Source organism: Bacillus sp. 166amftsu (assembly GCF_900107445.1).
Classification (GTDB): Bacteria; Bacillota; Bacilli; order Bacillales; family Bacillaceae_G; genus Bacillus_A; species Bacillus_A arachidis.
Window position 1 is genome coordinate 97,207 of record NZ_FNQA01000002.1, and the last position, 23,232, is coordinate 120,438.

Here is a 23,232-nt window from a genome sequence, read left to right on the forward strand (position 1 = left end):
CAATGGATAAACAAAAACATGTTACGCTTGGAGTTACAGGAATGACATGTGCAGCTTGTGCAACCCGGATTGAAAAAGTACTAAATAAAATGGAGGGGGTAGAAGCTAACGTAAATTTAGCTATGGAAAAAGCAAGTATTAAATATGATTCATCAAAACAAGAAATCTCAAATATAAAAAATAAAATTGAAAAACTAGGCTATAACGTAGTAGAGGAAAAAGTTACTTTAGATATTGAAGGAATGACATGTGCAGCTTGTGCAACCCGAATTGAAAAAGTGCTAAACAAAATGGAAGGAGTTTCGAATGCAACTGTTAATTTAGCTACAAACAGTGCGGTTGTAGAATATAATGAAGGTTTAATTTCTACAGAAAATATTTTAGAAAAAATAAAGAAGACAGGGTATAAGGGGCAAATACGTAGTGAAGATGTAGATCGTTCAGAGAGAAAAGAGGAGGTAATTAAGGAGAAGAAGCGTCAACTTATTATTTCTATTATTTTGTCTTTACCTTTACTCTATACAATGCTTGGGCATATGCCATTTGATACAGGTCTACCAATGCCGCATATTTTAATGAATCCATGGTTTCAACTTCTATTAGCAACACCGGTTCAATTTTATATTGGTGGCCATTTCTATGTAGGTGCTTATCGTGCTCTTAGAAACAAAAGTGCGAATATGGATGTACTAGTTGCCTTAGGAACATCAGCAGCTTACTTTTATAGCTTATATGAAGCATTGAAAACATTGAGTAATTCTGCATATGTTCCTGATCTTTATTTTGAAACAAGTGCAGTTTTAATTACATTAATTCTAGTTGGGAAATATTTTGAAACATTAGCCAAAGGGCGTACAACAGAAGCAATTTCTAAATTATTGAGTTTACAGGCTAAAGATGCACTTGTTGTACGTGATGGTCAAGAAATACGAATACCACTTGAAGAAGTAGTTATTGGAGATACGATTATTGTAAAACCAGGTGAAAAAATACCCGTAGATGGTATTGTAATCTCGGGGATATCTTCTGTTGATGAGTCTATGATTACTGGAGAATCTATTCCAGTTGATAAAAAAGAGGGAGACGCTGTTATCGGCGCGACTATTAATGCAAATGGTGTTCTGACTATTAGGGCTGACAAGGTTGGGAAAGATACAGCTTTAGCAGGCATTATTAAAATTGTTGAAGAAGCTCAAGGCTCTAAAGCACCTATTCAGAGATTAGCAGACATCATTTCAGGTATTTTTGTTCCAATTGTTGTAGTTATTGCTTTAATTGCTTTTATTGTATGGTATTTCTTTATCACACCAGGGGATTTACCAAAAGCATTGGAAGTTGGAATTGCGATCCTTGTCATCGCTTGTCCGTGTGCGTTAGGTCTGGCTACACCAACTTCTATTATGGTTGGCACAGGAAAGGGAGCAGAGAAAGGAATTCTATTTAAAGGAGGTGAATTCTTAGAAGGAACGCATAAAATCAATGCGGTATTACTTGATAAAACGGGAACAGTAACAAAAGGGAAACCAGAAGTTACTGATGTACTAGAATTTAAAAAAGGCATGCTGGATTATGCTATTTCAGCTGAAAGTGCTTCTGAACACCCATTAGCACATGCTATTGTTGAATATGGAAAGAAAAATGAAATTAGATTGAAAGATTTAAAACAGTTTTCAGCAATTCCAGGTCATGGTATTGAGGCAAATATTGAAGACAAAAAGGTTCTTGTTGGAACACGTAAATTAATGAATGAACAATTAGTGGAAATATCAAAGCATGAAGAAGTCATGAAAGAATTAGAGTATCAAGGTAAAACAGCAATGCTTGTCGCAATTGATGGGAAACTTGCTGGAATTATCGCTGTAGCTGATACAGTAAAAGAAAGCTCAAAGTATGCGATTCAAACATTAAAAGAAATAGGAATTGAAGTATACATGGTGACGGGGGATAATAAACGTACAGCTGAAGCGATTGCGAAGCTAGTTGATGTTGATCATGTATACGCAGAGGTATTACCAGAAGATAAAGCTAAAATTGTAGATGATTTACAAAAGCAAGGAAAAAGAGTGGCAATGGTGGGAGACGGTATTAATGATGCACCAGCTCTTGCGAAAGCTGATATCGGTATGGCTATTGGAACTGGTGCAGATGTAGCGATTGAAGCAGCAGATGTTACTCTAGTTGGTGGGGATTTATCTCATATATCAAAAGCAATTGAGTTAAGTCGTAAGACAATGAAAAATATTCGTCAAAATTTATTTTGGGCTTTATTTTATAATGCAATTGGAATTCCTGTAGCTGCGGCTGGATTGTTAGAACCTTGGGTAGCAGGGGCAGCGATGGCATTTAGCTCAGTATCTGTTGTGACTAATGCGCTTCGCTTGAAACGCGTTAAAATATAAATTAAATGGAGGAATTTATTATGACAATCACATTAAACGTACAAGGAATGACATGTAATCACTGTAAAATGTCAGTAACAAATGCACTTACGGAGTTAGAAGGAGTACAAAATGTTGAAGTGGATTTACAAGAGGGAACTGTAAATGTAGAGTATAATGATACAAAAGTAGATGTAGAAAAAATGAAAGAAGTTATTGAAGATCAAGGATATGATGTGGAGTAAAAGGTAATTTCAATCGTTTTTTACAAAAAGGTCACTTTATGAAAAAGTGGCCTTTTAATTTGTGATTGGTATTATTATTTCATTTAAGAAGTGCAATATATTTTTAAGTATTAGGCTATGAAAAACAGTCTTGTGTCATCATTTATCTCGACCTGTTTGAGTCTAGCGATAGATGTTGAATTGACGGAAAATTATAACGATAATACAATTAAATAAACTGGATAGACAGTTTTAAGGAGATTCATAGAACTTAAGGGGGATTGTTATGAAGCAATCATTTTTTATTGAAAATCGAAAAAGGTTAGCAGAAACATTACCGGATGAATCTGTTACGATTCTATTTGCCGGACAGGCGCCTCATAAGTCGGCTGATTACCTTTATACATTTGTGCCAAACAGAAACTTTTATTATATGACCGGTATTGATGGGGCGAACGTTATTTTTGTGTTGAAAAAAGTAGGCAAAACAGTAGAAGAAATGCTTTTTATTGAGAAGGCAGATCCAGTTCTTGAAAAATGGGTAGGCAAAACAATTTCAAAAGAAGAAGCAGAAGCTATTTCAGGTATAAAAACGATTGTGTACTTAGACAGTTTTGAATCATCAATTGCGCGAACGTTTTTTACAGAACATGTGAAACACGTATATTTAGATTTAGAATGTCGTGAGTGGGCAGGGACAGAGACACGGACATTAGCATTCGCTAAACATGTAAGGGAACGTTATCCACATCTTTCAATCGGGAACGTTTATCCGAATATATCTGAATTGCGCGTATTTAAAACTGAGGAAGAGATTGAAAAGATAAAAGAAGCAATTATGGTTACAAAAGAAGGTATTTACAATGTACTTAAGCATGCGAAAGAGGACCAGATGGAATATGAATTAGAAGCCCATTTTGATTTTACACTAAAATCAGCTGGTATTAAGAATCATGCATTCAATACGATTTTAGCAGGTGGGAAAAATGCAACAGTGCTGCATTATGAGGACAATGATTCCAAAATTAATAAAGGCGATCTTGTACTGCTTGACCTTGGAGCTCAGAAAGATTACTACAATGCTGATATCAGCTATACGTTCCCTGCAAGTGGAACATTTTCAGATCGCCAAAAACAGATTTATAATATTGTGTTAAAAGCACTGAGGGAAACAATTGAGATCGTGAGGCCGGGATTAAAATTCGCTGCACTAAATGAACATACAAAAAAGGTGCTCGCCGAAGAGTGCAAGGAAATTGGTTTAATCCAAGAAGACTCAGAACTCTCCAACTATTATTATCATGGGGTGAGCCATTTCCTCGGTTTAGATACTCATGATGTAGGTTCGTACAAAGACCGAGTGCTCGAAGCTGGTATGGTCATTACAGTGGAACCCGGCTTGTATATTGAGGAAGAAACGATTGGAGTTCGTATTGAAGATGATATTTTAGTTACTGAAAATGGATATGAAAACTTGTCAAAAGATATAATAAGAACTGTTGAAGAGATTGAGGATTTCATGAGAGTACACAATCCAAATGTGAAGGATAGACAGATTGTTGCAAAATAAGAAGAACGAAGGCGCCTAATTTGTGGCGCCTTTTTCATGTTGTTTTAGAATTTTTAGTAATATGTTATATAATGAGTTCCTATTGTGAAGGTACTAAAATTAAGCGTATAATATTAGAAGTCTATAGTAGAGTATACAAAGTTGTAGGTTATACTTATATGTGAAAATTTGTGAAGGTTTTAAAGAGTTTATATGAAAATTGAAGAGATATTATTGAAGCAATACTGGAATTTAGATAGGGAGTTATAAAATGAAATTAATTATTGCCGAGAAACCAGATCAAGGTTTGGCCCTTGTTTCCCAATTTAAATATCGCCGAAAAGATGGTTATTTAGAAGTGGAAGCAAATGAGTTATTTCCAAATGGAGCTTACTGTACATGGGCAATTGGTCATTTGACGCAGTTATGTAATCCGGAACATTATCACGCTGAGTGGAAAAAATGGTCACTTGATACATTACCAATGATTCCGGAACGCTTTCAATTTGAAGTTACAAAATCAAAGTATAAGCAATTTAATGTTGTAAAACAGCTGTTACATAATCCGCAAGTGACGGAAATTATTCATGCAGGCGATGCAGGGCGCGAGGGGGAATTAATTGTACGAAATATTATCAATCTTTGTAACGTGCAAAAACCGATGAAGCGTTTATGGATTTCCTCCTTAACGAAGCAAGCGATTTACCAGGGATTTAAAAATTTACTTGATGAAGCAGATACAATCAATACGTACTATGAAGCATACACACGATCATGTGCCGACTGGGTGGTTGGGATGAATGCATCGCGTGTCTTTAGTATTTTGTTAAAGAAAAAAGGAATGAATGATGTGTTTTCGGCTGGTCGTGTACAGACGCCGACATTAGCTTTAATTGTGAAACGTGAAAAAGAAATAGAGAACTTTAAATCAGAGCCGTTTTGGGAAGTGTTTGCAACTTTTAATATAGAGGGAAAGAAATATGAAGGAAAATGGGAGCAAGATAATGAGTCCCGTTTAAAAGATCCTGATATGGCGAATAAAATCGCAGCATTTTGCCAAAATAAACCGGCCGAAGTAAAGGAAATGAAAACAGAGCGGAAAGAGTTTCAGCCCCCATTTCTATTTAACTTATCATCACTGCAAGCAACAGCGAATAAAGCATTTAAATTTTCGCCGAAAAAGACGCTTGATATAACGCAAGCTTTATACCAAAAAGGAATTGTGTCTTATCCACGTTCTGATTCTAACTATGTAACGCAAGGTGAAGCAGCGACGTTTCCTGATATCTTACAAAAGTTAAGCCAGTTTGATGAATATAAAGAGTTACTACCAGCGCCGATTGAATCCATTATGAATAATAAGCGATATGTGAATGAGAAGAAGGTTACAGATCACTATGCAATTATTCCAACAGAACAAGTGACAAATCCAAGTAAACTATCTGGCGATGAAAAGAAAATTTACGATATGATTGTAAGGCGTCTCATTGCGGCTCATTATGAGGTTGCGATCTTTGACTATACAACAATTAAAACACTTGTTGATGGCCGTGCTGAATTTATTTCAAAAGGGAAACAGCAAATTCAAGAAGGCTGGCGCAAAGTTATTTTCCAAGATGATAAGGATGATGAAACCATTCTTCCAATCGTAGCAGAAGGTGAGCAAGGAAAAGTTGTAAAGGTGAAGGTGAAAGAAGGAAAAACGCAGCCGCCAAAGCGTTACACAGAAGGACAACTCATTACATTAATGAAGACGGCTGGAAAGTACTTAGATAATGAAGAGCTTGAGAAAGTATTAAAGAAGACGGAAGGTTTAGGTACAGAAGCAACTCGTGCTGGCATCATCACCATGCTGAAAGATCGTAAGTATATTGATGTTAAGAAAAACCAAGTATACGCAATGGATAAAGGGAAAGTATTAATTACCGCAATTGGGGATAAAATTTTAGCTTCTCCAGAAATGACGGCAAAGTGGGAACAGCGTCTAGCTGAAATTGGAGAAGGTACAGCTTCACCAGCAACCTTTATGGAACAAACGAAAAAATTATCGGCGAAAATTATTGAAGATGCGATTGAAATGTCTGAGAAATGGGATTTTACTGGATTGAATGTAGAGTCAATTGAACGAAAAGGATCGAAATTTACAATAGGTAAAAAAGTAGGGAGATGTAAAAAATGCGATGGGGATGTAATTGATAAATCGACTTTTTACGGTTGTTCAAATTATAATACAACTCAATGTGATTTCACTATCTCCAAAAAAATATTAGGAAAAACAATTTCACAAAAAAATATGACGAAACTATTAAAAGGTGAACAAACAGATTTAATTAAAGGGTTTAAGAAAAACGATAAAGCATTCGATGCGAAGCTAGAGTGGAAAGAGAATAAAATTAACTTTGTGTTTGAAAAGTGAAAAAAGGTGTTACGACAATATCGTAACACCTTTTTTTCTAAGTATTTGTGTGTAAAGGGTCTAGTAGATATTCCCTCGTTTCTTGCATAGTTTACATAATTTTCATCCCGCTATTCGAGGGTAGTAAGACCCTTACCTCAAAACTAAGCGAAAGCATTGTCCAGTTCCAGTGGCTTCGCTTCTTCCTGCGAGGTAAAAAACACCTCTACGTCAGAAGCTCCATCCTTCTCACATTCTGGACGAGCCACTTCCACTTTTCTTTAAGAAGTTAGGTGGGAATCAACAGCCTGTAAAAGTCCGATTGGTGAGGGCTAATAATCAGTGGTGATGAAGATCCCCATTAATTAAAGTTTCATTTTATATGTAAAGGTGTCATGTATCTTTTGTATTCATTTACCATACAAAAAGCCCCACAAGCATAGCGCTTAATAAGGAAACAGCCATTCCACTAACAAGAAGCTTCCAAACATTCTTACCGATAATTACTGATTTTTCTGTACCAAATAATGAATTGTAAGTCCCATAAATCATACCAACTGTACTAAAGTTAGCAAAAGAGGCTAGAAATGTTGTTGCAACTGCAATAGTATGCGGATGTAAAGAGTGTAAGCGTGATTTTAAATCCATCATCGCAACAAATTCATTAGTTGTAATTTTTATCCCCATTAATTCAGCGACATACATAGCATCAGTTCCTGATAAACCGAGTAAAAATGCAAAGGGACTAAAGATAATAGAGAAGATTTTTTGAATTGTTAAACCTGTTACAAAAAAACTTAAAATACCATTCAAACATGCTGTTAATGCTACATATCCAATAACCATGGCTAGAATAACAATAACCATATTCATCCCCACTAACATACTGTTTGAAATGGTAGAGAAAAAATCTTTTTTTTCTTCTTTTGATGGTGAATAAACAATATCTTCTTCTTTAGTGATTGCTATAGGATTTAAAACATTTGCTAAAATTAATGCATTTATACAGTTTAAAGGAATTGCACTGAAAATATATGTTGCTGGAACCATTGATAGATAGGCACCAAGAATAGATCCGCTGACGCTACTCATACTCATAATTCCAAAAGTCAACAAACGATTTTCTTTTAAAACAGATAATTGGTCACGAACTACAGCAAGAGCTTCCGTGTTTCCTAAAAACATCATTTGAATGGAAAAAAAACTTTCTAACTTTGGTAAACGAGAAATTTTTGAAATGATTGCACCTACTTTATCAATAATCCAAGTTAAGATTCCAAAGTAAGAAAGAATATCGAAAAAAGTGATAACAAAAATGATAGGAAGTAATGCGCTAAAGAAGAAGTCAACTGTTTGATTTTCCATAGCTGATGGAAACGCAAATCGAATACCTTCATTCGCACATGAAATGAGCCAAGTGAAAAATGATGCAATTTTATTAATTATGATACTTCCCAATTTGGTGCCTAACATAAACCATGTAATAAAAAGTTCAAGGATTATCAGAATAATGATTGGTTTCCACTTTATGTTTCTTTTATTAGGTGAACATAAGAAAACTACTAATAATACAATGAAAATCCCTATAATATTTAATATCAAATTCATGTCAACAACTCCTTGAGGTTTATTATTTGTATATAAAAAAGCTCTTATTCTTCACACTTAGGCTAATGGAGGAGAAATTATGAAAAACAAGAGGGAAATGTAGAAAATATGAAGGGGATCTATTTTAGGAAAAGTCATTATTTTTTAGGTGTTTTTAATTCGTGGAAAATATTATTAAATTAGAAATAATTATGGAAGAAGCTGAAAGTGTGAATGAAATTTTATCACATGAAGAAAGATGAGATAGATATGCACTTACAAGTAAAGTAGTTTAGTATAACTTTTTAATGCGAATGAAATCTGTAGTATTTCTTCAATTTTTTTATACTGAAAGCGAATTTAATTAAAAAATTCAAAAAATAGTATTGAAATATATTATTCTTAAGACTATAATAGGTGATAATAAAATATATACTAGTTAAATATTCAGAATCTTCAATTAGTTAAAAATGGAAATGAAATAATTGATTTTGTAATGGAGGTTGTATCATGTCGAATAAAGTACCTTTTTCGTTCATAGTAGTTATCGGATTAATGTTATTTGCTCTCTTTTTTGGAGCAGGAAATTTAATTTTCCCTGTAATGTTAGGTCAATCAGCTGGAACAAATATTTGGTCAGCGAATGCGGGATTTTTAGTAACTGGGGTTGGATTACCATTACTTGGTGTATTAGCATTTGGAATTTCAGGTAAAGAGGATTTACAATCACTGGCAAGTCGTGTACACCCTGTTTTTGGAATTGTATTTACAACAGTTCTATATTTAGCAATTGGTCCATTATTTGCAATACCGAGAACGGGTAATGTTTCCTTTGAAATTGGTCTTAAGCCTTTTGTACCAGAAAGTTTAAGTTCTATGGCTTTAGTTATTTTTACAATAATATTTTTTAGTATTACTTGTTTTTTTTCGCTCAATCCTGCGAAAATTGTCGATATTGTTGGAAAAATCTTGACGCCAATTAAGTTAACGTTCATTGGAATTTTAGTAATTGTTGCTTTCATTCATCCGATAGGGGATATGCAAGCACCTGTTGAAGCATATACATCTAATGCATTCTTCAAAGGGTTTCAAGAAGGATATTTAACAATGGATACACTTGCATCTTTCGTATTTGGTATTATTATCATTAACGCTATTAAAGAAAAAGGGGCAAAAACGAAAAAGCAAATTATGGTTGTTTGTGCAAAAGCAACGATGATTGCAGCGACAGTATTAGCAATTCTTTATACGGCGCTTTCTTATATGGGAGCTTCAAGCGTAGCAAAACTGGGGCACTTAGAAAATGGTGGGGCAGTTTTAGCGAAAGTGTCAAACTACTACTTTGGTTCATATGGTGGAATTCTATTAGGATTAATGATTACAGTAGCTTGTTTAACGACTAGTGTAGGACTTGTTTCAGCATGTTCTTCATTTTTCCATAAACTATTTCCAAAGGTATCTTACAAAAAAATTGTTGTTATTTTATCTGTTTTTAGTGCAATTGTTGCGAATGTAGGATTAACACAACTGATTGCAGTTTCTGTTCCGGTATTAACAGCGATTTATCCATTAGCGATTGTACTAATCTTTTTAACATTCTTCCATTCATTATTTAAAGGGAGAACGGAAGTGTATCAAGTAAGCTTACTAGTAACGTTTATTATAAGTTTATTTGATGGATTAAATGCAGCTGGAGTGAATATCCAAGTAGTGAATCATGTATTTACTAAATTTCTTCCAATGCAAGAAGTAGGCCTAGGATGGATCTTCCCAGCTATTATTGGTGGATTTATTGGATACGGTATTAGTCATTTAAGAGTGAAAAATGCAATTCATTCTAGCGTAGCAAAAGCTAATAAGTAGTGATATGCATGAAAAAAGTTGTAGAATTCGTTTAGGAAGAGTAATGAAAGGTATTACGCATTGGCGTAATACCTTTTTGGTTTGGATTACTTATTATGAAAGCAATGAATAGTCATGTATATGGTCTAAAGTATAAAGAGATTGCTGTAACTATGGAATTTAAACATTTATTTGCAGCTTCGCTATGGATTGGAGGATTTTCTGCAAGTATACCTCTTTTATCTAAAGATCATAAGAATGGGAAATGGACGTTATATTGGGATGCCATTAAAAGATTTTCACCATGGGTAATATGTGCGGTTATTATTATTGTCGTAACCGGTTTATTTAATAGTAGATTCTTTATTCCGACAATCGATTCTTTCTATTATAGTATCGCTCGGTACATGTATATTTGTATTGCGTCTTAAAAAGTAATAAAGAAAGAGCTTATCATCTTATAGGTCTTTTCTTCTTTATATTTGATTAACATCTTTTAGGCTCAGCCGCTTCTTTTGTTAGGAGTGATTTTGGCTTTATATTTACAAAGCAAATGCTTACGACAATAAACAATAGTCCGATGAATAAGCTAATTGTAATCGTTTCGTGTAGGAAAATAGAACTTACAATAATTGCGATGAGCGGAATAAGAAATGTGTAGGCTCCAACTTTACTCGCTTCGCCAGCTCCGACAAGTGTAAAGTAAGAAAGCCAACCCAGTGCAATTACAAAGATTGAAATGAATAGTAGTACGATTGCAAATGGTACGCTCCAAGCGATACTAGACCAACTTTCAAATTCTGAACCGAGCCCAATTAAGCAGAAGCCACCGATAATGAGTTGAAGGGTTACCATCCAAATAGCGTTTACACGGTTCCCAGTTCTTTTTATAAAAACGGTCCCTAGCGCCCAGCCTATTGCACATCCTAAAGCAAGAAAAATACCGATGATAGAAATATGTCCAGTTAAGCCACTAGAACTAATAACAGCAACGCCTGTAAATCCAAGAATAAGACCAAAGATTTTTAAGCCATACATTACTTCTTCAAGCCAAATCCAAGAGAAAATTCCAAGTAAGACAGGCTGGAGAAATACAATAGCGGAAAAAAGTCCTGCAGGCATATATTGAAGTCCTACAGTTTGTAGACCGTAAAATAAAATAATATTGAGTAAAGCTGAAATAAAGTACAAATGCCAAGTTTCTTTTAAATGTAATTGTTTGTACTTAGGCAATGCGAAAATAAGTAGAATGAATCCTCCAATTACTGTTCTAAGTCCTGCAAATAATACGGGTGGTGTATAATGCAGGGCGAATTTAGATAAGGGCCAATTAATCCCCCACATAAGAACGAGAAATGAAAGGAGCATGACCGTTTTTGTTCGTGAAAGCTGTGTCATGATAATACCCCCTTGTTGTATTTCATTTCATTATGATATGATATTGAACACGATAAATAAAATGAATCTTTTTTATAAGGAGTATAAGTAATTTGTTATGACCATCACGCAACTTCAAGTTTTTGTAAAGGTAGTTGAACTAGGAAGTTTCACGAAGGCAGCTCGAGTTTTGAATATGACACAACCAGCTGTGAGCCATGCTATTTCTAGTGTTGAATCAGAACTCGGTGTAACGCTTATTATACGTGATAAAAGAAAAGGTCTAATTCTGACTGATGTAGGAACTCGGATTCTTGTTCATTTTCGGGAAATTTTAAGTGGCGTTGAAAAAATAGAACAAGAGGTTGCCATGGAGAAAGGGCATGAAGTCGGGACAATTCGAATCGGAAGCTTTCCAAGTGCATCAGCATATTTCTTGCCTAAAATGATTAATATCTTTCGCGAAAAATATCCGAATTTAGAGCTGGTTCTCTATGAAGGAACTCTTAAAGAAGTGGAAGAGTGGCTATTATCACGTGTAATTGATGTAGGAATTGTTATTTTGCCCAATAAAGAAATGGAGATTGTACCGTTAACAAAAGGAGAAATGGTTGTTGTCTTGCGGGATGATCATCCTCTTTGTGAGAAAGAAGCTATTACAATAAATGATTTAGAAGGTGAACCAATTATTTTATTTAAGGGAGGATACGAACCACCAATTATTGATATGTTTAAACAAGCAGGTGTACCACTTCGAGTTGAGTATGCGGTGTCTACCGTTACAACATCTTTAAATATGATTCAAGAGGGGTTAGGTTTAGCGATATTAGCTGAATTATCATTAATGAATTTACCTCCAAATGTCAAAACGAAAGCATTAGCACCTCAAGTATGGAGGGAAATTGCTTTGGCTGTTCCTTCATTAAGGGAATCTTCACTAGCTGTTCAACTATTTATTGAAGAGTTCCAGGGGCTATTTGCAGAATGATAAAGAGCGTCTCATATATGATAATGAGACGCCTGTTTGTTTTTCACTATAATAACGCCCAAAAAAAGTCTATAAAAAGGATTGACGTACCTCTTAGTTGTAACTATAATGATTACATCTAGGTGGTGATCATAATGAAAATTAGTAGCCGCTTTTCTATAGCTGTTCATATTTTATCTATTTTGGAAAACAATTCATCCCCCATTTGTACTTCTGAATGTATGGCTGAGAGTATAAATACAAATCCGGTTGTAATTCGAAGAATAATGCCTGACTTAAAACGGGCTGAGTTTGTTTATGTAAATCGAGGGCCAGGTGGGGCTGGACTATTAAAGGATTTAACTGAGGTTACATTATTAGATGTGTACCATGCAGTAAATGTAGTTGCGGAAGATAAGTTATTTCATATTCATGAACAACCAAATCCAGATTGTCCAATTAGAGCAAATATTCAAGCTGTTTTAGAGGTTATTTTAGTTTAGGCACAATCTGCAATGGAAGAGGTCTTGAAAAGTATTACTATGGGGCAGTTATTTCAATCTTTACAAGAAAAAATAAATGCTTGAAATAAGAATTGAGGAATGCAGAGCTCTATAAAAAGGAGAATGCATATTTTTTTCTTCTAAATGTAACCAACTCCGTTACATTTAGAAATGATAAAAGAAGGTAAGGTGTAATCATATGTCTGTAAAAATGAAAGTATACTCTGATTTTATTTGTCCATTTTGTTTTTTGGCAAAAGGTCCATTGGATGAGGTAGCTAAGGAGAAAGATGTAGAAATCGAATGGATGCCATTTGAATTACGTCCAAGCCCGTATTCAAAAATCAATCCATGGCAAGAACCAGATAAATTAAGTTCTTGGGATTCTTTTATTCTTCCTACTGCGAAAAAATTAGGAATTGAAATGCGTTTACCTCGTGTTTCTCCGCACCCATATACACATTTAGCTTTTGAAGGATGTCAATTTGCGAAGGAGTATGGATTTGGAAACGAGTATCATCACCGAGTATTTACTGCGTTTTTCCAAGAAGAACAGAACATTGAAGATATTGATGTATTAACAAAGCTAGCGGTAGAAGTAGGGCTTCCTGAAGCGGAATTTAAAGATGCTTTAGTAACTCGTAAATATAAAGAGAAACATCAAAAAGCAATCCAACATGCATATGATGAGGCGAATATTATGGCTGTTCCAACAGTAATGATTGGAGACGAAGTCATTCAAGGGCTTGCTAGTAAAGAAATGTTAGAAAGAGTAATTGATAAAGAAATACAAAAGGAAAAAACAAATTCATTTGATGGCATGCAATGTACGACTGATGGATATTGCTAAGTCTGATATTTAATTAAAGAGTCAAATCTGTTTGTTTAAATAAACTATAAAACTTATATACCTAGAGGCTTTAATATGTCAGTAACTACAACAAATTTTGGGGCCTTGAAACGTGAAAAGACTGCAAAGATTTCTAAAAAATCGCTTTGCAGTCTTTTAATCTCTTGTTTCGTTTAAATAAAAATTAATTGTATTTCCTTCTGAATCAACGGTACGATATAGATACACCTAGATAGCACGATTTGCAATATAACCCAGTAAATTAACTTTTTCTCCTTGTTCGTGATAATCAAGAAAAATACCAGGGTTATCTGTCGAGCCAATGATTGTCCTTTGCTGAATCTTTAATCCCTCTTTCCCTAAGTTAGACTCAAGATAATTTGGGTATAAGACATGTGGGTGTGAATTAGGGTATAGGGTGCGAAAATTAAGTAAAGAGGTTGCACCTTCATGATAATACAGGTAATTTCCAATGACCTTAGATCTGTCGTTCATATAAGTCTGTAACAAGGTAATTGGGAAGACGTTTTTATGCGAACAAACATCGTTAGTAGTAATACTGTCTATCACGACATCTATTGATCCAGGTTTTAGAGGGAGAAGATAGTCAGTATTTTGGATATACACAATACGAAGTTTTGAGTTGACTTTTTCAATTAAACACTTCAATTTTTTAATCATAGTCAAAGAGAAACCACAAAAAATATAGAAGGTATCCGAGTCAAGTGATGATATGTACTTTGGTAAGGAGACAGATATATCAATATTTGTTTCAATTACGACTTTATTTGATAAATCTTGTTCCTTCAATACCTTAATCATCCATTGGTCCCCTTTTTCTCTTAAGCTGACAAAGCTTGGGGTAAATTCCTTCATTGTTTCTTCATTGAGGATACAGTAGGGAGATTCCTCTAGGTTTGAAGTCAATACTATCCCATCTTGTATTGAGGAAAAGTAACCACATGAACAGGTTAATTTTGCTTCAGAAATATTACTGTCCCGTATAGATGCATCACTAATGTTTAATTGGACTTTGCAATACGGACAATAAAAAAATGGAATGAAGGATATTGGTACACCGGTATAGCTGCATGAAATAGCGGGTTGCTCGAAGGATTGCAACTTATCATCTATGAGTTTAATAAATCGGTTCAGTTCCTTTTTTTCTTCTACAAACGTATTTTTCTTCTCCGATAAGAGATTTTGATAATAACTAATGTCGATATTAATGGTCAAACGTTTGTATGAAAGAAATTTTTGAATTTCTTTCAAAGAGAACTGTAGATGTTTTAGTTCTAATATTAACTCCATGTCATCGAGACAGGATTGATTCAATTGGAACTGAGCCCCCTTTTTTTCTGGAACTAATAACCCTAGTTCAATATAGTAACGAATTGTATCCACAGAAACATTATAAAGTTTAGCAAAAGACCCGATTTTCAACTATATCCCCCCGATCTACAAAAAAGTGGTTATGAACTCCATGTTTTCAAGAAATAATGTGAAAATACTTGTATTGACATGAAGTTCAACCCGACAGTTATTATAAATATACATATAATTAACAGAATAATCAAAAAATATAGAGTGTTATTTGATTTATTCGCAAACTACTATGAAAAATAATGTTGTAGTAATTAATAAGTACAACTTTTCGAAAATTTCGTCAAGGGGGAATTCAAGTGAACGCTGATTTTATATTCATAAATGGTGAGGTTATAACGGTAAATCATGAAAATGATGTTGAGCAAGCTATTGCTATTAAGGGGAATCTAATTATCGCCGTAGGTACAAACGAGGATGTAAAACCTTATATTACTGAGAATACAAAAGTTATTGATTTGCAGGGGAAAAGTCTTCTTCCAGGATTTATTGATTCACATCTACATATGCTGCATGGAACGAATAAATTAGGGGTTGATTGTAAGGAGTTGCATATTAAGTCTATAAAAGATCTTATAGAAGCTCTCAAGGCAAAAAAAATAGAAACACCAAAAGGGCAATGGATTCGTGCTTCTGGATTTAACGAAATGGCAATTTTGGAGGGAAGATATCCTACAGTCGATGAATTGGATGATGTTTCTCAGGAGCATCCCATTTATATTTCGAGAACATGCAACCATATATGCGTGGTAAATAGCAAAGCTCTTGAAATAGCGGGTATTGATGAAGATACACCAAATTTGGATCATACTCAAATTGAACGAGACGACACTGGTAAATTAACTGGGCGATTAATTGAGAGTGCCAATATGAAGATGTTTGAGGTCGCCAAATATACGGAGGAAGAATTACTCAAGGCTTTTAAACTAGCATCTGATGACTTTCTCTCTTATGGAATTACAAGTGTTCACGATGCGGGCGGGCACGGTCCTGATCATTTCAGAAACATTTTTAAGGCAGTGCAAGCTGGCGATGTTCGCGTTCGTGTATATGCAATGATATGTGCACTACATAATTCGGAAGAGTTCGTTGATAAAATGATCGATGCAGGAATTGTCACAGGTATAGGAGACGATAAGTTTAGAGTTGGACCTGCCAAAATATTTACCGATGGAAGCAGTAGTGGTCCAACTATCGCAACTAGAAAACCATATACGAGTAACTCTACTGATTATGGCATTCTTTATTATACTCAGGAAGAGATTGATAGAATTTTAACAAGAGCACATCAAAAAGGATTTCAAATTACGGCACATGCCCAAGGGGATAAAGCGATTGAAATGGTTCTGAATTGTATTGAAAGTGCACAGCAAAAGTATCCTAGAGCAAAAAGTCGACATCGAATTGAACATGCTGGTATTGCCGAGCCCGACTTACAAGAACGTATGAAAAAGCTTGGTGTGATTCCGATACCAAATCCGCCATTTTTCTATGAATTTGGTGAAGGTTACATGAAGAACTATGGTGAGCGTGTAAACCATATGTATCCTCTCCGTGATTATTTGAATCATGATATTATCGCTGCCGCCGGTTCTGATTGTCCCGTAACCTCCTGCGATCCTTTATTAGGAATACATGTTGCGGTAAATAGAAAAAGTAAAAATGGTATTGATGTAGGTGGAAATCAAAGGGTTAGCGTTTTGGAAGCGATTCGTCTGTACACATGGAATGGTGCTTATGCAAGCTTTGAAGAAGATCGTAAAGGAAGTCTTGACGCTGGGAAGCTTGCGGATTTGATAGTACTAGATAAAAGTATTTTGAATACAGAAGAGCAGAATATTAAAGATTTAGTAGTAAATATGACAATGGTCGATGGAGAAATTGTATTCCAGAGGGAAGGAGTCCTTTCAAAAGGATAGGAGTAGGGAATATAGTTCATCGGAGGAGCTATTATTCCAAATCGGGATGATAGTGCATACGATGAGGTTTATGACGTATAGATGGTAGTTTTGAAAGCGGTTTCCTTGTTGAACCCACAATCTTTATCAATACTAGGCCAGAGATGAGAAATGTGCAGGAAGAAATCTTTGGCCCAGTTTTAGTTGTTCAAAAGTTTAGAGATGAAGAAGAAGCGATTACTTTGGCGAATCATACAGTATTTGGGTTGGGTGGTTATAAACAAAGTGGAATTGGTAGAGGATAGGGGAACATACGGACTCGATGAATTTTCAGAAGTAAAGCAAATTAATCTAAGCTATAAGGCACAACGGGTTGGATGGTTTTCTAATCAATAAATATAGTTTAGGGAGGTAATGTATGGATCATACAAACTTGGAGATTCCAAAAATAGAAAATATTAAACCGAAAGCACTTGTGGAGAGAGAATTAGGAACAAAAAAATAACGCATTTGTTTTACCGTTATATTTTGCTTGCTATATTAGGGAACATATTTTTGGCAGTTACTTCATTTGTAGATGGGAATATTTTGGGGAATATAGGGGCAACAGAACTAGCGGGTGTGGGGATTGGTTTTACTATTATGGTTCTCTCTCGTGCGATAGGTACGCTAGTTGGAGTTGGAGCGGGAGCGGTGGCTGCTCTTAGATTAGGAGCTGGAAAAATCGATGAAGCAAGAAATGTTGTTGGTCAATCGATTTGGTTTGGGATCATCCTGTCAACAATGATTGGTGTCGCTGGTTATATTTATAATGAGCCTCTTATGCGTTTTTTTGGTGCGGATGATCAGGCATTACCGTATGCAATTCAGTTTGGAAATTACATGTGGCTTTCGTTTCCTTTTACAGTATTAGCAGTTATTCTTAGTATTCTTGCTATTCTTGACGAACGCCCGGGACTTAGCGTGTGGAGTTGGTTTGTTGGAGCCATTTTAGCAGCTGCTGTGGAACTACTATTATTTCATAAATTTCAATATGGAATAATAGCTTCCGCTTGGGCTAATATTATTTCTCAATCGACCCCATGTCTTCTTATTTTTTATTTTCTATTTAGCAAAACTTTGCTCAAACCTAAGCTGAAGGACTTGAAAATGAAGTTAAGAGATATTTGGGAAGTAAATGCAACCGGATTTGCCGCATTTTCAATTTCACTTACTATGTTTATCTCCGTCATTATTATTAATAATTTGTTAGCTTCATTAGGGGGAGAATTACATATATCCGCCTTTGCCATACAAAATGGATATATAACTAACTTTCTTATTTTAATTGCAATGGGGGTAGTAACTGGTATTCAACCGATTATTAGCTATAATTATGGTGCTAGGCTGTATGAGCGGGTAAGGGAAGTTACTCGGTTAGGAATTATATTTACATTCATAACTAGTGCTTTCTTGACAGTATTATTGTTTTTCTTTGTCGATCCGATAGTTGGTTTCTTTACAGGAGGAGATGCAGCTTTACAAGATATTAGTATATGGTCGACAAGAGTGTTTAACTTGTCTTTTCCATTTGTCGCAATTGTAGTGCTCATATCGGGATATTTTGAGGCAATAGAGCAAAATGCTAAGGCGACGTTTATAGGAATAGGGCGATCTTTTCTTTTTTCGTTACCGTTATTTTATCTTCTCCCTAAGATGTATGGAGTTGAAGGTGTATGGTATTCTATTCCAGTTGCAGATATACTTGCATTTTTGATAGCCCTTCTCTTTATGTATAAAGAGTTTCAAAGATTAAAGCATATGAACAAAAACGAGAGATATAGAGGTCAAAAAAGATAATCTAATTGAATTTGTATGTAAGATTAAAATTGAGCATTTCATGTAGTAATCGTATCATATGAAAATAAATCAGATGATAGATGAGAGAGGAATTAGTAATAAGTAGTAGTGAATGAAGAAAATATTTTATTGATGCAAGAGTTACTGAAGGGGGGAGAATTGTGGCGTTTATCGTTAAAAAAATTTCATCACAAGAATATGAGAAATTAGAAGTTGCTACATGGCATGTTTCACTCTAGGTTATGATGAATTATAAACAACGTATATATTTAATTTCATTTTGGACAGATTTCATCAACGAGGTGAAGCTGTCTTTTTTCATCGTAAATATGTCAATACCATTAAAGATAAGAAGAGTAGGATCGGTACTTTTCCTTATAGAGTTTAAAAGAAGGGAAGCTGTAAAGATAGTCCGCTGCAAATAGTGGAATAAATAAGAAAATAATGAACATGAGAGGGGGCATATTTATGAAATTAACTGAGCGGGAAAAACTCACAAAAAAAATTGAGAATCATCTTCGTATTACAGCACGTCAACTTGTAAAGTTTGATACGGAAGAGGAGACGTTACAATATTTAATTGAATCATTTCGTTCTAAGTTAGCTTGTGATTTAGTTGGTATTATTTTAAAAGAAAGTGAGAACTTAATTCCTAAAGTATGGAGCGGCGGTTCAGATACGTTTGGAGACTCATTCCCAATAAAAATAGAAGAATGCTCGCCAAAACTTCTCATTCAGGGTTTAACAATTGAGAAGTCTAATTGGGAAACGAAATGCGAAGTGGTTAAATTATTGCAAGCAGAAAAAATACAAACATGGTTTACTGTCCCTTTAAAAGACGAGGAAAATAGTTTTGGATTCTGTATTATCGGTTTTATGAATGCAGTTCCGTTATTTATGGAAATGGACAAGCCATTTGTAGACTTTGGAAAAGATATAGCAGTAGCAATAGCTCTGGCAAAAAGAAAAGAAGCTCAAAAAAAGACCATGTTAGATGTAGAATGGATTAGTAAAAATCTCTTTTCAGATTCATCTATAGAAGAAGTGGTCGAAAAAATAGTAGAGCGTGCAGGGAAAGAGACTAACGCGATGGGTGCATGCATCTATTTGTATCATGAAAAAGAAAATTATTTTTCTTTTCAACCGCCTTCATACGGAGAAATAAATCAATCTAAAAAAATTATTACTGAAAATAATTATATGCTAAAAGAATATTTTCCGTTTTTGGAAGTTACCGGTGGATCTCAATTAACGGTTCCGTTAGTTGTAAATCTTAAAACAATTGGTGTGTTACATGTCGAAACGAAAAGTAAAGGTGTATTCACAAATGAGGATTTAGAAGTCCTTGAATTATTATCTAGTCATGTTGCTGCTATGCTTGAAAACGTTCGTTTATATATGAATGAAAAAGAGCATAAACAGCGGCTACATTCACTATTGGATTTTCAACAGGCACTTGTCAAAGAAACTGTAGATCAAGATGATTTCAATGGCATTACGACAACTTTAAGTAAAACTTTATCAAAATCAGTGGTTGTATTAGATCGATTTTTACGTCCGATTTCGTATCACCTATCTTCTGGAAAGCAAACGGGTATTGAAGAAATAGTTGAATGTGCAATATATCAAATTATTCAAGAGAAAAATAGAGACGCAGAGTTTTCTCTTAAAAATATAAATGAAACGAAGATCGTTTTTTGGCGGATTAGGGGTGGAGGTGACCTATTAGGTTATCTTGTTATTGAACTGTCGAACGATGAAGTTGATGAGTTTCAGCGGATTAGTATTGATTCCGCCTTAAACGTATTTTCAATTCAATTTATAAAGCAAAAACTGGTCTTAGATACAAAAGAACAGGTCAAGGATAGTTTCATCCACAAACTATTAGTTGAAAAAATAGAGGATCGAGAAACCATTTTTCAACATGCTAATGTATTTAACTGGGATTTATTTGATCAGCATCGCATCTCAGCACTTTCTATTACGTTTAATGAAACGGACATAAAACATAGTGATATTCTAAAACAACAAGCGCAAAAATCATTACTGTGGGAACAATTAAAAATGCAGATTTCTATCGTGGACAAAGATATTCTTCTTGCAAATAAAGGAGACGAATATATAATATTTGTTCCAATAGAAAAAGAAAAAAATAATCCCAAAAATTATTGGTCCAATCTTTATGGAAATATTAAGAGATGGATGGAAATGGAGAAAATGCCCGTTCAAGTTTTCCTAGGTGTAGGTGGGAAAACAAAAGAGTTACAAGATTACTATATTTGTTATCGTCAGGCGATACAAGCTCTTCATGTTGTATCTAATTGTTTTGATAGAGGAGGGGTTGCATTGTTTGATGAACTAGGCGTTTATACCGTATTGCATTATTTAAAAGATTCTTCAGTAGCAACTCTATTTATAAAAAAGCATCTTGGACCGTTATTATATGATTCAGAAGGGAAAAACGCAGATTTGTTTCAAACATTGCGAGTATATCTTCATCATAATGGGAGTCTTAAAGATACGTCTGAGGAGCTTTATATTCATAGAAGTACACTTCAATATCGAATCGAGAAAATAAAAAATTTACTAGAAGTGGATCTTGATTATTCTGAACACAGATTGAATTTAATGATGGCTTTTAAGTTATATGATTTATATTATAAGAATTCCTCCAAAAAGCTGAAAATGTAAATCTTCTTTCCTACTTTGTGTAGGAATTATTTTAAATTATTCTATTTTATAATAAAAATACAGAAAAATTAAAAAATAAGGAGGTAAGTTGATGAGTATATTAACAGTTGGCATAGTCGGTGCTGGCACAATGGGAAGTGGGATTGCCAATTTGGCAGCTATGTCGGGGTTTAACGTCATATTACGAGATGTTGAAGAGAAATATCTTCAACACGCTATAGCTAAAATAGAAAAGTTTATAGACAGAAGTATTTCTAAAGGGAAAATGACAGTAGAGCAAAAGGAAGAAGTAATGGAACGAATTACAGTAACAACAGATCTCGAAGATATGAAAGAAGTTGATATTGTTATTGAGGCTATCATTGAAGATTTAGAACTGAAAAAGGAAGTTTTCTCAAAGTTAGATGAAATTGTTCCTGAAAACGTAATTCTTGCCACTAATACTTCATCGATGTCCATCACAGCAATTGCTGAAGCGACAAAGAGACCAGAACGTGTTGCTGGTATGCATTTTTTTAATCCGGCACAAATTATGAAACTAGTGGAAGTGGTTCGTGGTTATAAAACAAGCAATGAAACAGTAGAAGAAATTAAAGCATTTTCGAAGAAACTGAACAAGGAAACTGTAGAAGTAAAAAAAGATACACCAGGATTTATTGTAAATCGAATTATGATTCCGCAGTTTATTGAAGCGATTAAACTTTTAGAAGAGGGAGTTGCATCTCCAGAAGATATTGATAAAGCGGTTACATTAGGCTTGAATTATCCAATGGGTCCATTTGCTTTACAAGATTACGCAGGTGTAGATATCGGTCTCCACGTAATGGATTATTTTTATGAGGAATTCAAAGATAATCGCTTTGCACCCCCTGTACTACTTAAATCGCTTGTAAGAGCTGGAAGATTAGGGAGAAAGACTGGGGCTGGTTTCTACGACTACGACAAATGAATAATTGGGGGGAGTAAAAATGAATTGTGAGTTTTTACAATATGAAATTGAAAATAAAGTAGCGATTGTATATATAAATCGCCCGCCATTCAATCCATTAAACACACACGTATTTAATGAATTGAACTCTTTGATGCATGATCTTGAAGTCAATACCGAAGTACATGCAATCGTACTTACAGGTAGCGGTGAAAAAGCATTTGTGGCAGGTGCGGATATTCATCAAATGTTAGACTTGGATTTAGTTGGAATGATGGAAATGAATACAATTTCAAGAGCGGCTTTTTCTAGTATTGAAAACTTATCAAAACCCGTTATCGCTGCTATTAATGGATTAGCACTTGGTGGAGGGCTTGAATTGGCTTTAACGTGTGATTTACGTATAAGCTCGGACAAAGCTAAATTTGCATTCCCTGAAGTAAACCTTGGCATTATCCCTGGAGGTGGGGGTACGCAGCGTTTACAAAGGTTAGTAGGTCAAGGAGTTGCAAAAGAGTTGTTGTATTTCGGAGAGATGTTTGATGCACAAAGAGCATTAGCAATTCAATTGGTCAACAAAGTTGTACCAGCAGAAGAATTACTATCAACTGCTAGAGAATGGGCTGAAAAGCTGGCACAGAAACCAATTGTTGGTATGCGTATGCTAAAGACCGCTGTTAATACAGGTAGCAACGTTGATCTTGAATCTGCACTAACAATTGAGAGCGCATGTTTTGGAACCGCATTTGTCACAGAAGATCGAAAAGAAGGGATGACAGCCTTTACAGAAAAAAGAAAACCAATCTTTGTAGGGAGATGAT

At 34.7% G+C, this 23,232-nt stretch carries 15 protein-coding genes and 4 pseudogenes; 15 read left to right on the top strand and 4 right to left on the bottom strand.

Annotated elements, in window-relative coordinates; all coding sequences use genetic code 11:
- Window positions 1–2: 2 nt before the first annotated feature.
- The 4 genes from BLV40_RS07185 to topB all read left to right on the top strand — a co-directional run bounded on the left by BLV40_RS07185 (window position 3) and on the right by topB (window position 6,567).
- On the top strand, window positions 3–2,399 hold the full coding sequence (locus tag BLV40_RS07185; protein WP_090688513.1) for a heavy metal translocating P-type ATPase: 2,397 nt from the start codon (window positions 3–5) through the stop codon (window positions 2,397–2,399).
- A 20-nt stretch (window positions 2,400–2,419) separates the two neighbouring features.
- Complete coding sequence (gene copZ / locus BLV40_RS07190) at window positions 2,420–2,623, top strand: copper chaperone CopZ (RefSeq protein ID WP_026591988.1); 204 nt, start codon at window positions 2,420–2,422, stop codon at window positions 2,621–2,623.
- A 265-nt stretch (window positions 2,624–2,888) separates the two neighbouring features.
- Window positions 2,889–4,172, top strand: a complete 1,284-nt coding sequence (locus tag BLV40_RS07195; RefSeq protein ID WP_090688516.1) for an aminopeptidase P family protein — start codon at window positions 2,889–2,891, stop codon at window positions 4,170–4,172.
- A 250-nt stretch (window positions 4,173–4,422) separates the two neighbouring features.
- Window positions 4,423–6,567, top strand: a complete 2,145-nt coding sequence (gene topB, locus BLV40_RS07200) for a DNA topoisomerase III (protein WP_090688519.1) — start codon at window positions 4,423–4,425, stop codon at window positions 6,565–6,567.
- Window positions 6,568–6,960: 393 nt separating this feature from the next.
- Here the strand turns inward: topB and BLV40_RS07210 are convergent, their stop codons facing one another.
- Window positions 6,961–8,154, bottom strand: coding sequence for a nucleoside transporter C-terminal domain-containing protein (locus BLV40_RS07210; RefSeq protein WP_090688526.1), 1,194 nt, complete (start codon window positions 8,152–8,154; stop codon window positions 6,961–6,963).
- Window positions 8,155–8,643: 489 nt separating this feature from the next.
- Here BLV40_RS07210 and brnQ point away from each other — a divergent pair, with 489 nt between their 5' ends.
- Together brnQ and BLV40_RS07220 are read left to right on the top strand one after the other, a co-directional pair.
- Window positions 8,644–9,996, top strand: coding sequence for a branched-chain amino acid transport system II carrier protein (gene brnQ / locus BLV40_RS07215; protein ID WP_090688529.1), 1,353 nt, complete (start codon window positions 8,644–8,646; stop codon window positions 9,994–9,996).
- A gap of 47 nt (window positions 9,997–10,043) precedes the next feature.
- Window positions 10,044–10,364: pseudogene (locus BLV40_RS07220) on the top strand (copper resistance protein); the annotation flags it as partial.
- Between the two features lie 97 nt (window positions 10,365–10,461).
- Here the strand turns inward: BLV40_RS07220 and BLV40_RS07225 are convergent.
- A complete protein-coding gene (locus tag BLV40_RS07225) occupies window positions 10,462–11,373 on the bottom strand; it encodes a DMT family transporter (RefSeq protein ID WP_090688532.1) in 912 nt (303 codons plus the stop codon).
- A 97-nt stretch (window positions 11,374–11,470) separates the two neighbouring features.
- Here BLV40_RS07225 and BLV40_RS07230 point away from each other — a divergent pair, with 97 nt between their 5' ends.
- From BLV40_RS07230 to BLV40_RS07240, 3 genes and pseudogenes are all read left to right on the top strand, one after another.
- Window positions 11,471–12,340 (top strand): LysR family transcriptional regulator, encoded by an 870-nt coding sequence (locus BLV40_RS07230; protein WP_026591980.1) that lies wholly within the window; start codon window positions 11,471–11,473, stop codon window positions 12,338–12,340.
- A 134-nt stretch (window positions 12,341–12,474) separates the two neighbouring features.
- Window positions 12,475–12,906: pseudogene (locus BLV40_RS07235) on the top strand (Rrf2 family transcriptional regulator).
- Between the two features lie 115 nt (window positions 12,907–13,021).
- Complete coding sequence (locus BLV40_RS07240) at window positions 13,022–13,672, top strand: DsbA family oxidoreductase (protein WP_090688535.1); 651 nt, start codon at window positions 13,022–13,024, stop codon at window positions 13,670–13,672.
- A gap of 97 nt (window positions 13,673–13,769) precedes the next feature.
- On the opposite strand, the pseudogene BLV40_RS28450 reads toward BLV40_RS07240, so the two are convergent.
- Both BLV40_RS28450 and BLV40_RS07245 read right to left on the bottom strand, forming a co-directional pair.
- A pseudogene (locus BLV40_RS28450) lies at window positions 13,770–13,900 on the bottom strand (DDE-type integrase/transposase/recombinase); the annotation flags it as partial.
- Window positions 13,901–15,115, bottom strand: a complete 1,215-nt coding sequence (locus tag BLV40_RS07245; RefSeq protein ID WP_090688538.1) for a MerR family transcriptional regulator — start codon at window positions 15,113–15,115, stop codon at window positions 13,901–13,903.
- A 239-nt stretch (window positions 15,116–15,354) separates the two neighbouring features.
- Between BLV40_RS07245 and BLV40_RS07250 the strand changes: the two genes are divergently transcribed.
- The 6 genes and pseudogenes from BLV40_RS07250 to BLV40_RS07275 all read left to right on the top strand — a co-directional run bounded on the left by BLV40_RS07250 (window position 15,355) and on the right by BLV40_RS07275 (window position 23,231).
- Window positions 15,355–16,974: an amidohydrolase gene (locus BLV40_RS07250; RefSeq protein WP_090688542.1), complete on the top strand. Its 1,620-nt coding sequence runs from the start codon at window positions 15,355–15,357 to the stop codon at window positions 16,972–16,974.
- An 80-nt stretch (window positions 16,975–17,054) separates the two neighbouring features.
- Window positions 17,055–17,349 (top strand): annotated as a pseudogene (locus BLV40_RS07255) (aldehyde dehydrogenase family protein); the annotation flags it as partial.
- A 159-nt stretch (window positions 17,350–17,508) separates the two neighbouring features.
- Complete coding sequence (locus BLV40_RS07260; RefSeq protein ID WP_244525347.1) at window positions 17,509–18,792, top strand: MATE family efflux transporter; 1,284 nt, start codon at window positions 17,509–17,511, stop codon at window positions 18,790–18,792.
- A gap of 468 nt (window positions 18,793–19,260) precedes the next feature.
- A complete protein-coding gene (locus BLV40_RS07265; protein ID WP_090688546.1) occupies window positions 19,261–21,483 on the top strand; it encodes a helix-turn-helix domain-containing protein in 2,223 nt (740 codons plus the stop codon).
- 91 nt (window positions 21,484–21,574) lie between these two features.
- Window positions 21,575–22,432 carry a 3-hydroxyacyl-CoA dehydrogenase family protein gene (locus BLV40_RS07270; RefSeq protein WP_090688549.1) on the top strand — a complete coding sequence of 286 codons (858 nt, stop codon included), beginning with the start codon at window positions 21,575–21,577 and terminating at the stop codon, window positions 22,430–22,432.
- 19 nt (window positions 22,433–22,451) lie between these two features.
- Window positions 22,452–23,231 (top strand): enoyl-CoA hydratase-related protein, encoded by a 780-nt coding sequence (locus BLV40_RS07275; protein ID WP_026591973.1) that lies wholly within the window; start codon window positions 22,452–22,454, stop codon window positions 23,229–23,231.
- The last annotated feature ends 1 nt before the right edge of the window (window position 23,232 follow it).

Excerpts from the sequence above, each read along its gene's own strand:
- BLV40_RS07185 (WP_090688513.1), top strand. The coding sequence starts at position 3 with ATGGATAAACAAAAACATGTTACGCTTGGAGTTACAGGAATGACATGT.
- copZ (WP_026591988.1), top strand. The coding sequence starts at position 2,420 with ATGACAATCACATTAAACGTACAAGGAATGACATGTAATCACTGTAAA.
- BLV40_RS07195 (WP_090688516.1), top strand. The coding sequence starts at position 2,889 with ATGAAGCAATCATTTTTTATTGAAAATCGAAAAAGGTTAGCAGAAACA.
- topB (WP_090688519.1), top strand. The coding sequence starts at position 4,423 with ATGAAATTAATTATTGCCGAGAAACCAGATCAAGGTTTGGCCCTTGTT.
- BLV40_RS07210 (WP_090688526.1), bottom strand. The coding sequence starts at position 8,154 with ATGAATTTGATATTAAATATTATAGGGATTTTCATTGTATTATTAGTA.
- brnQ (WP_090688529.1), top strand. The coding sequence starts at position 8,644 with ATGTCGAATAAAGTACCTTTTTCGTTCATAGTAGTTATCGGATTAATG.
- BLV40_RS07225 (WP_090688532.1), bottom strand. The coding sequence starts at position 11,373 with ATGACACAGCTTTCACGAACAAAAACGGTCATGCTCCTTTCATTTCTC.
- BLV40_RS07230 (WP_026591980.1), top strand. The coding sequence starts at position 11,471 with ATGACCATCACGCAACTTCAAGTTTTTGTAAAGGTAGTTGAACTAGGA.
- BLV40_RS07240 (WP_090688535.1), top strand. The coding sequence starts at position 13,022 with ATGTCTGTAAAAATGAAAGTATACTCTGATTTTATTTGTCCATTTTGT.
- BLV40_RS07265 (WP_090688546.1), top strand. The coding sequence starts at position 19,261 with ATGAAATTAACTGAGCGGGAAAAACTCACAAAAAAAATTGAGAATCAT.
- BLV40_RS07270 (WP_090688549.1), top strand. The coding sequence starts at position 21,575 with ATGAGTATATTAACAGTTGGCATAGTCGGTGCTGGCACAATGGGAAGT.
- BLV40_RS07275 (WP_026591973.1), top strand. The coding sequence starts at position 22,452 with ATGAATTGTGAGTTTTTACAATATGAAATTGAAAATAAAGTAGCGATT.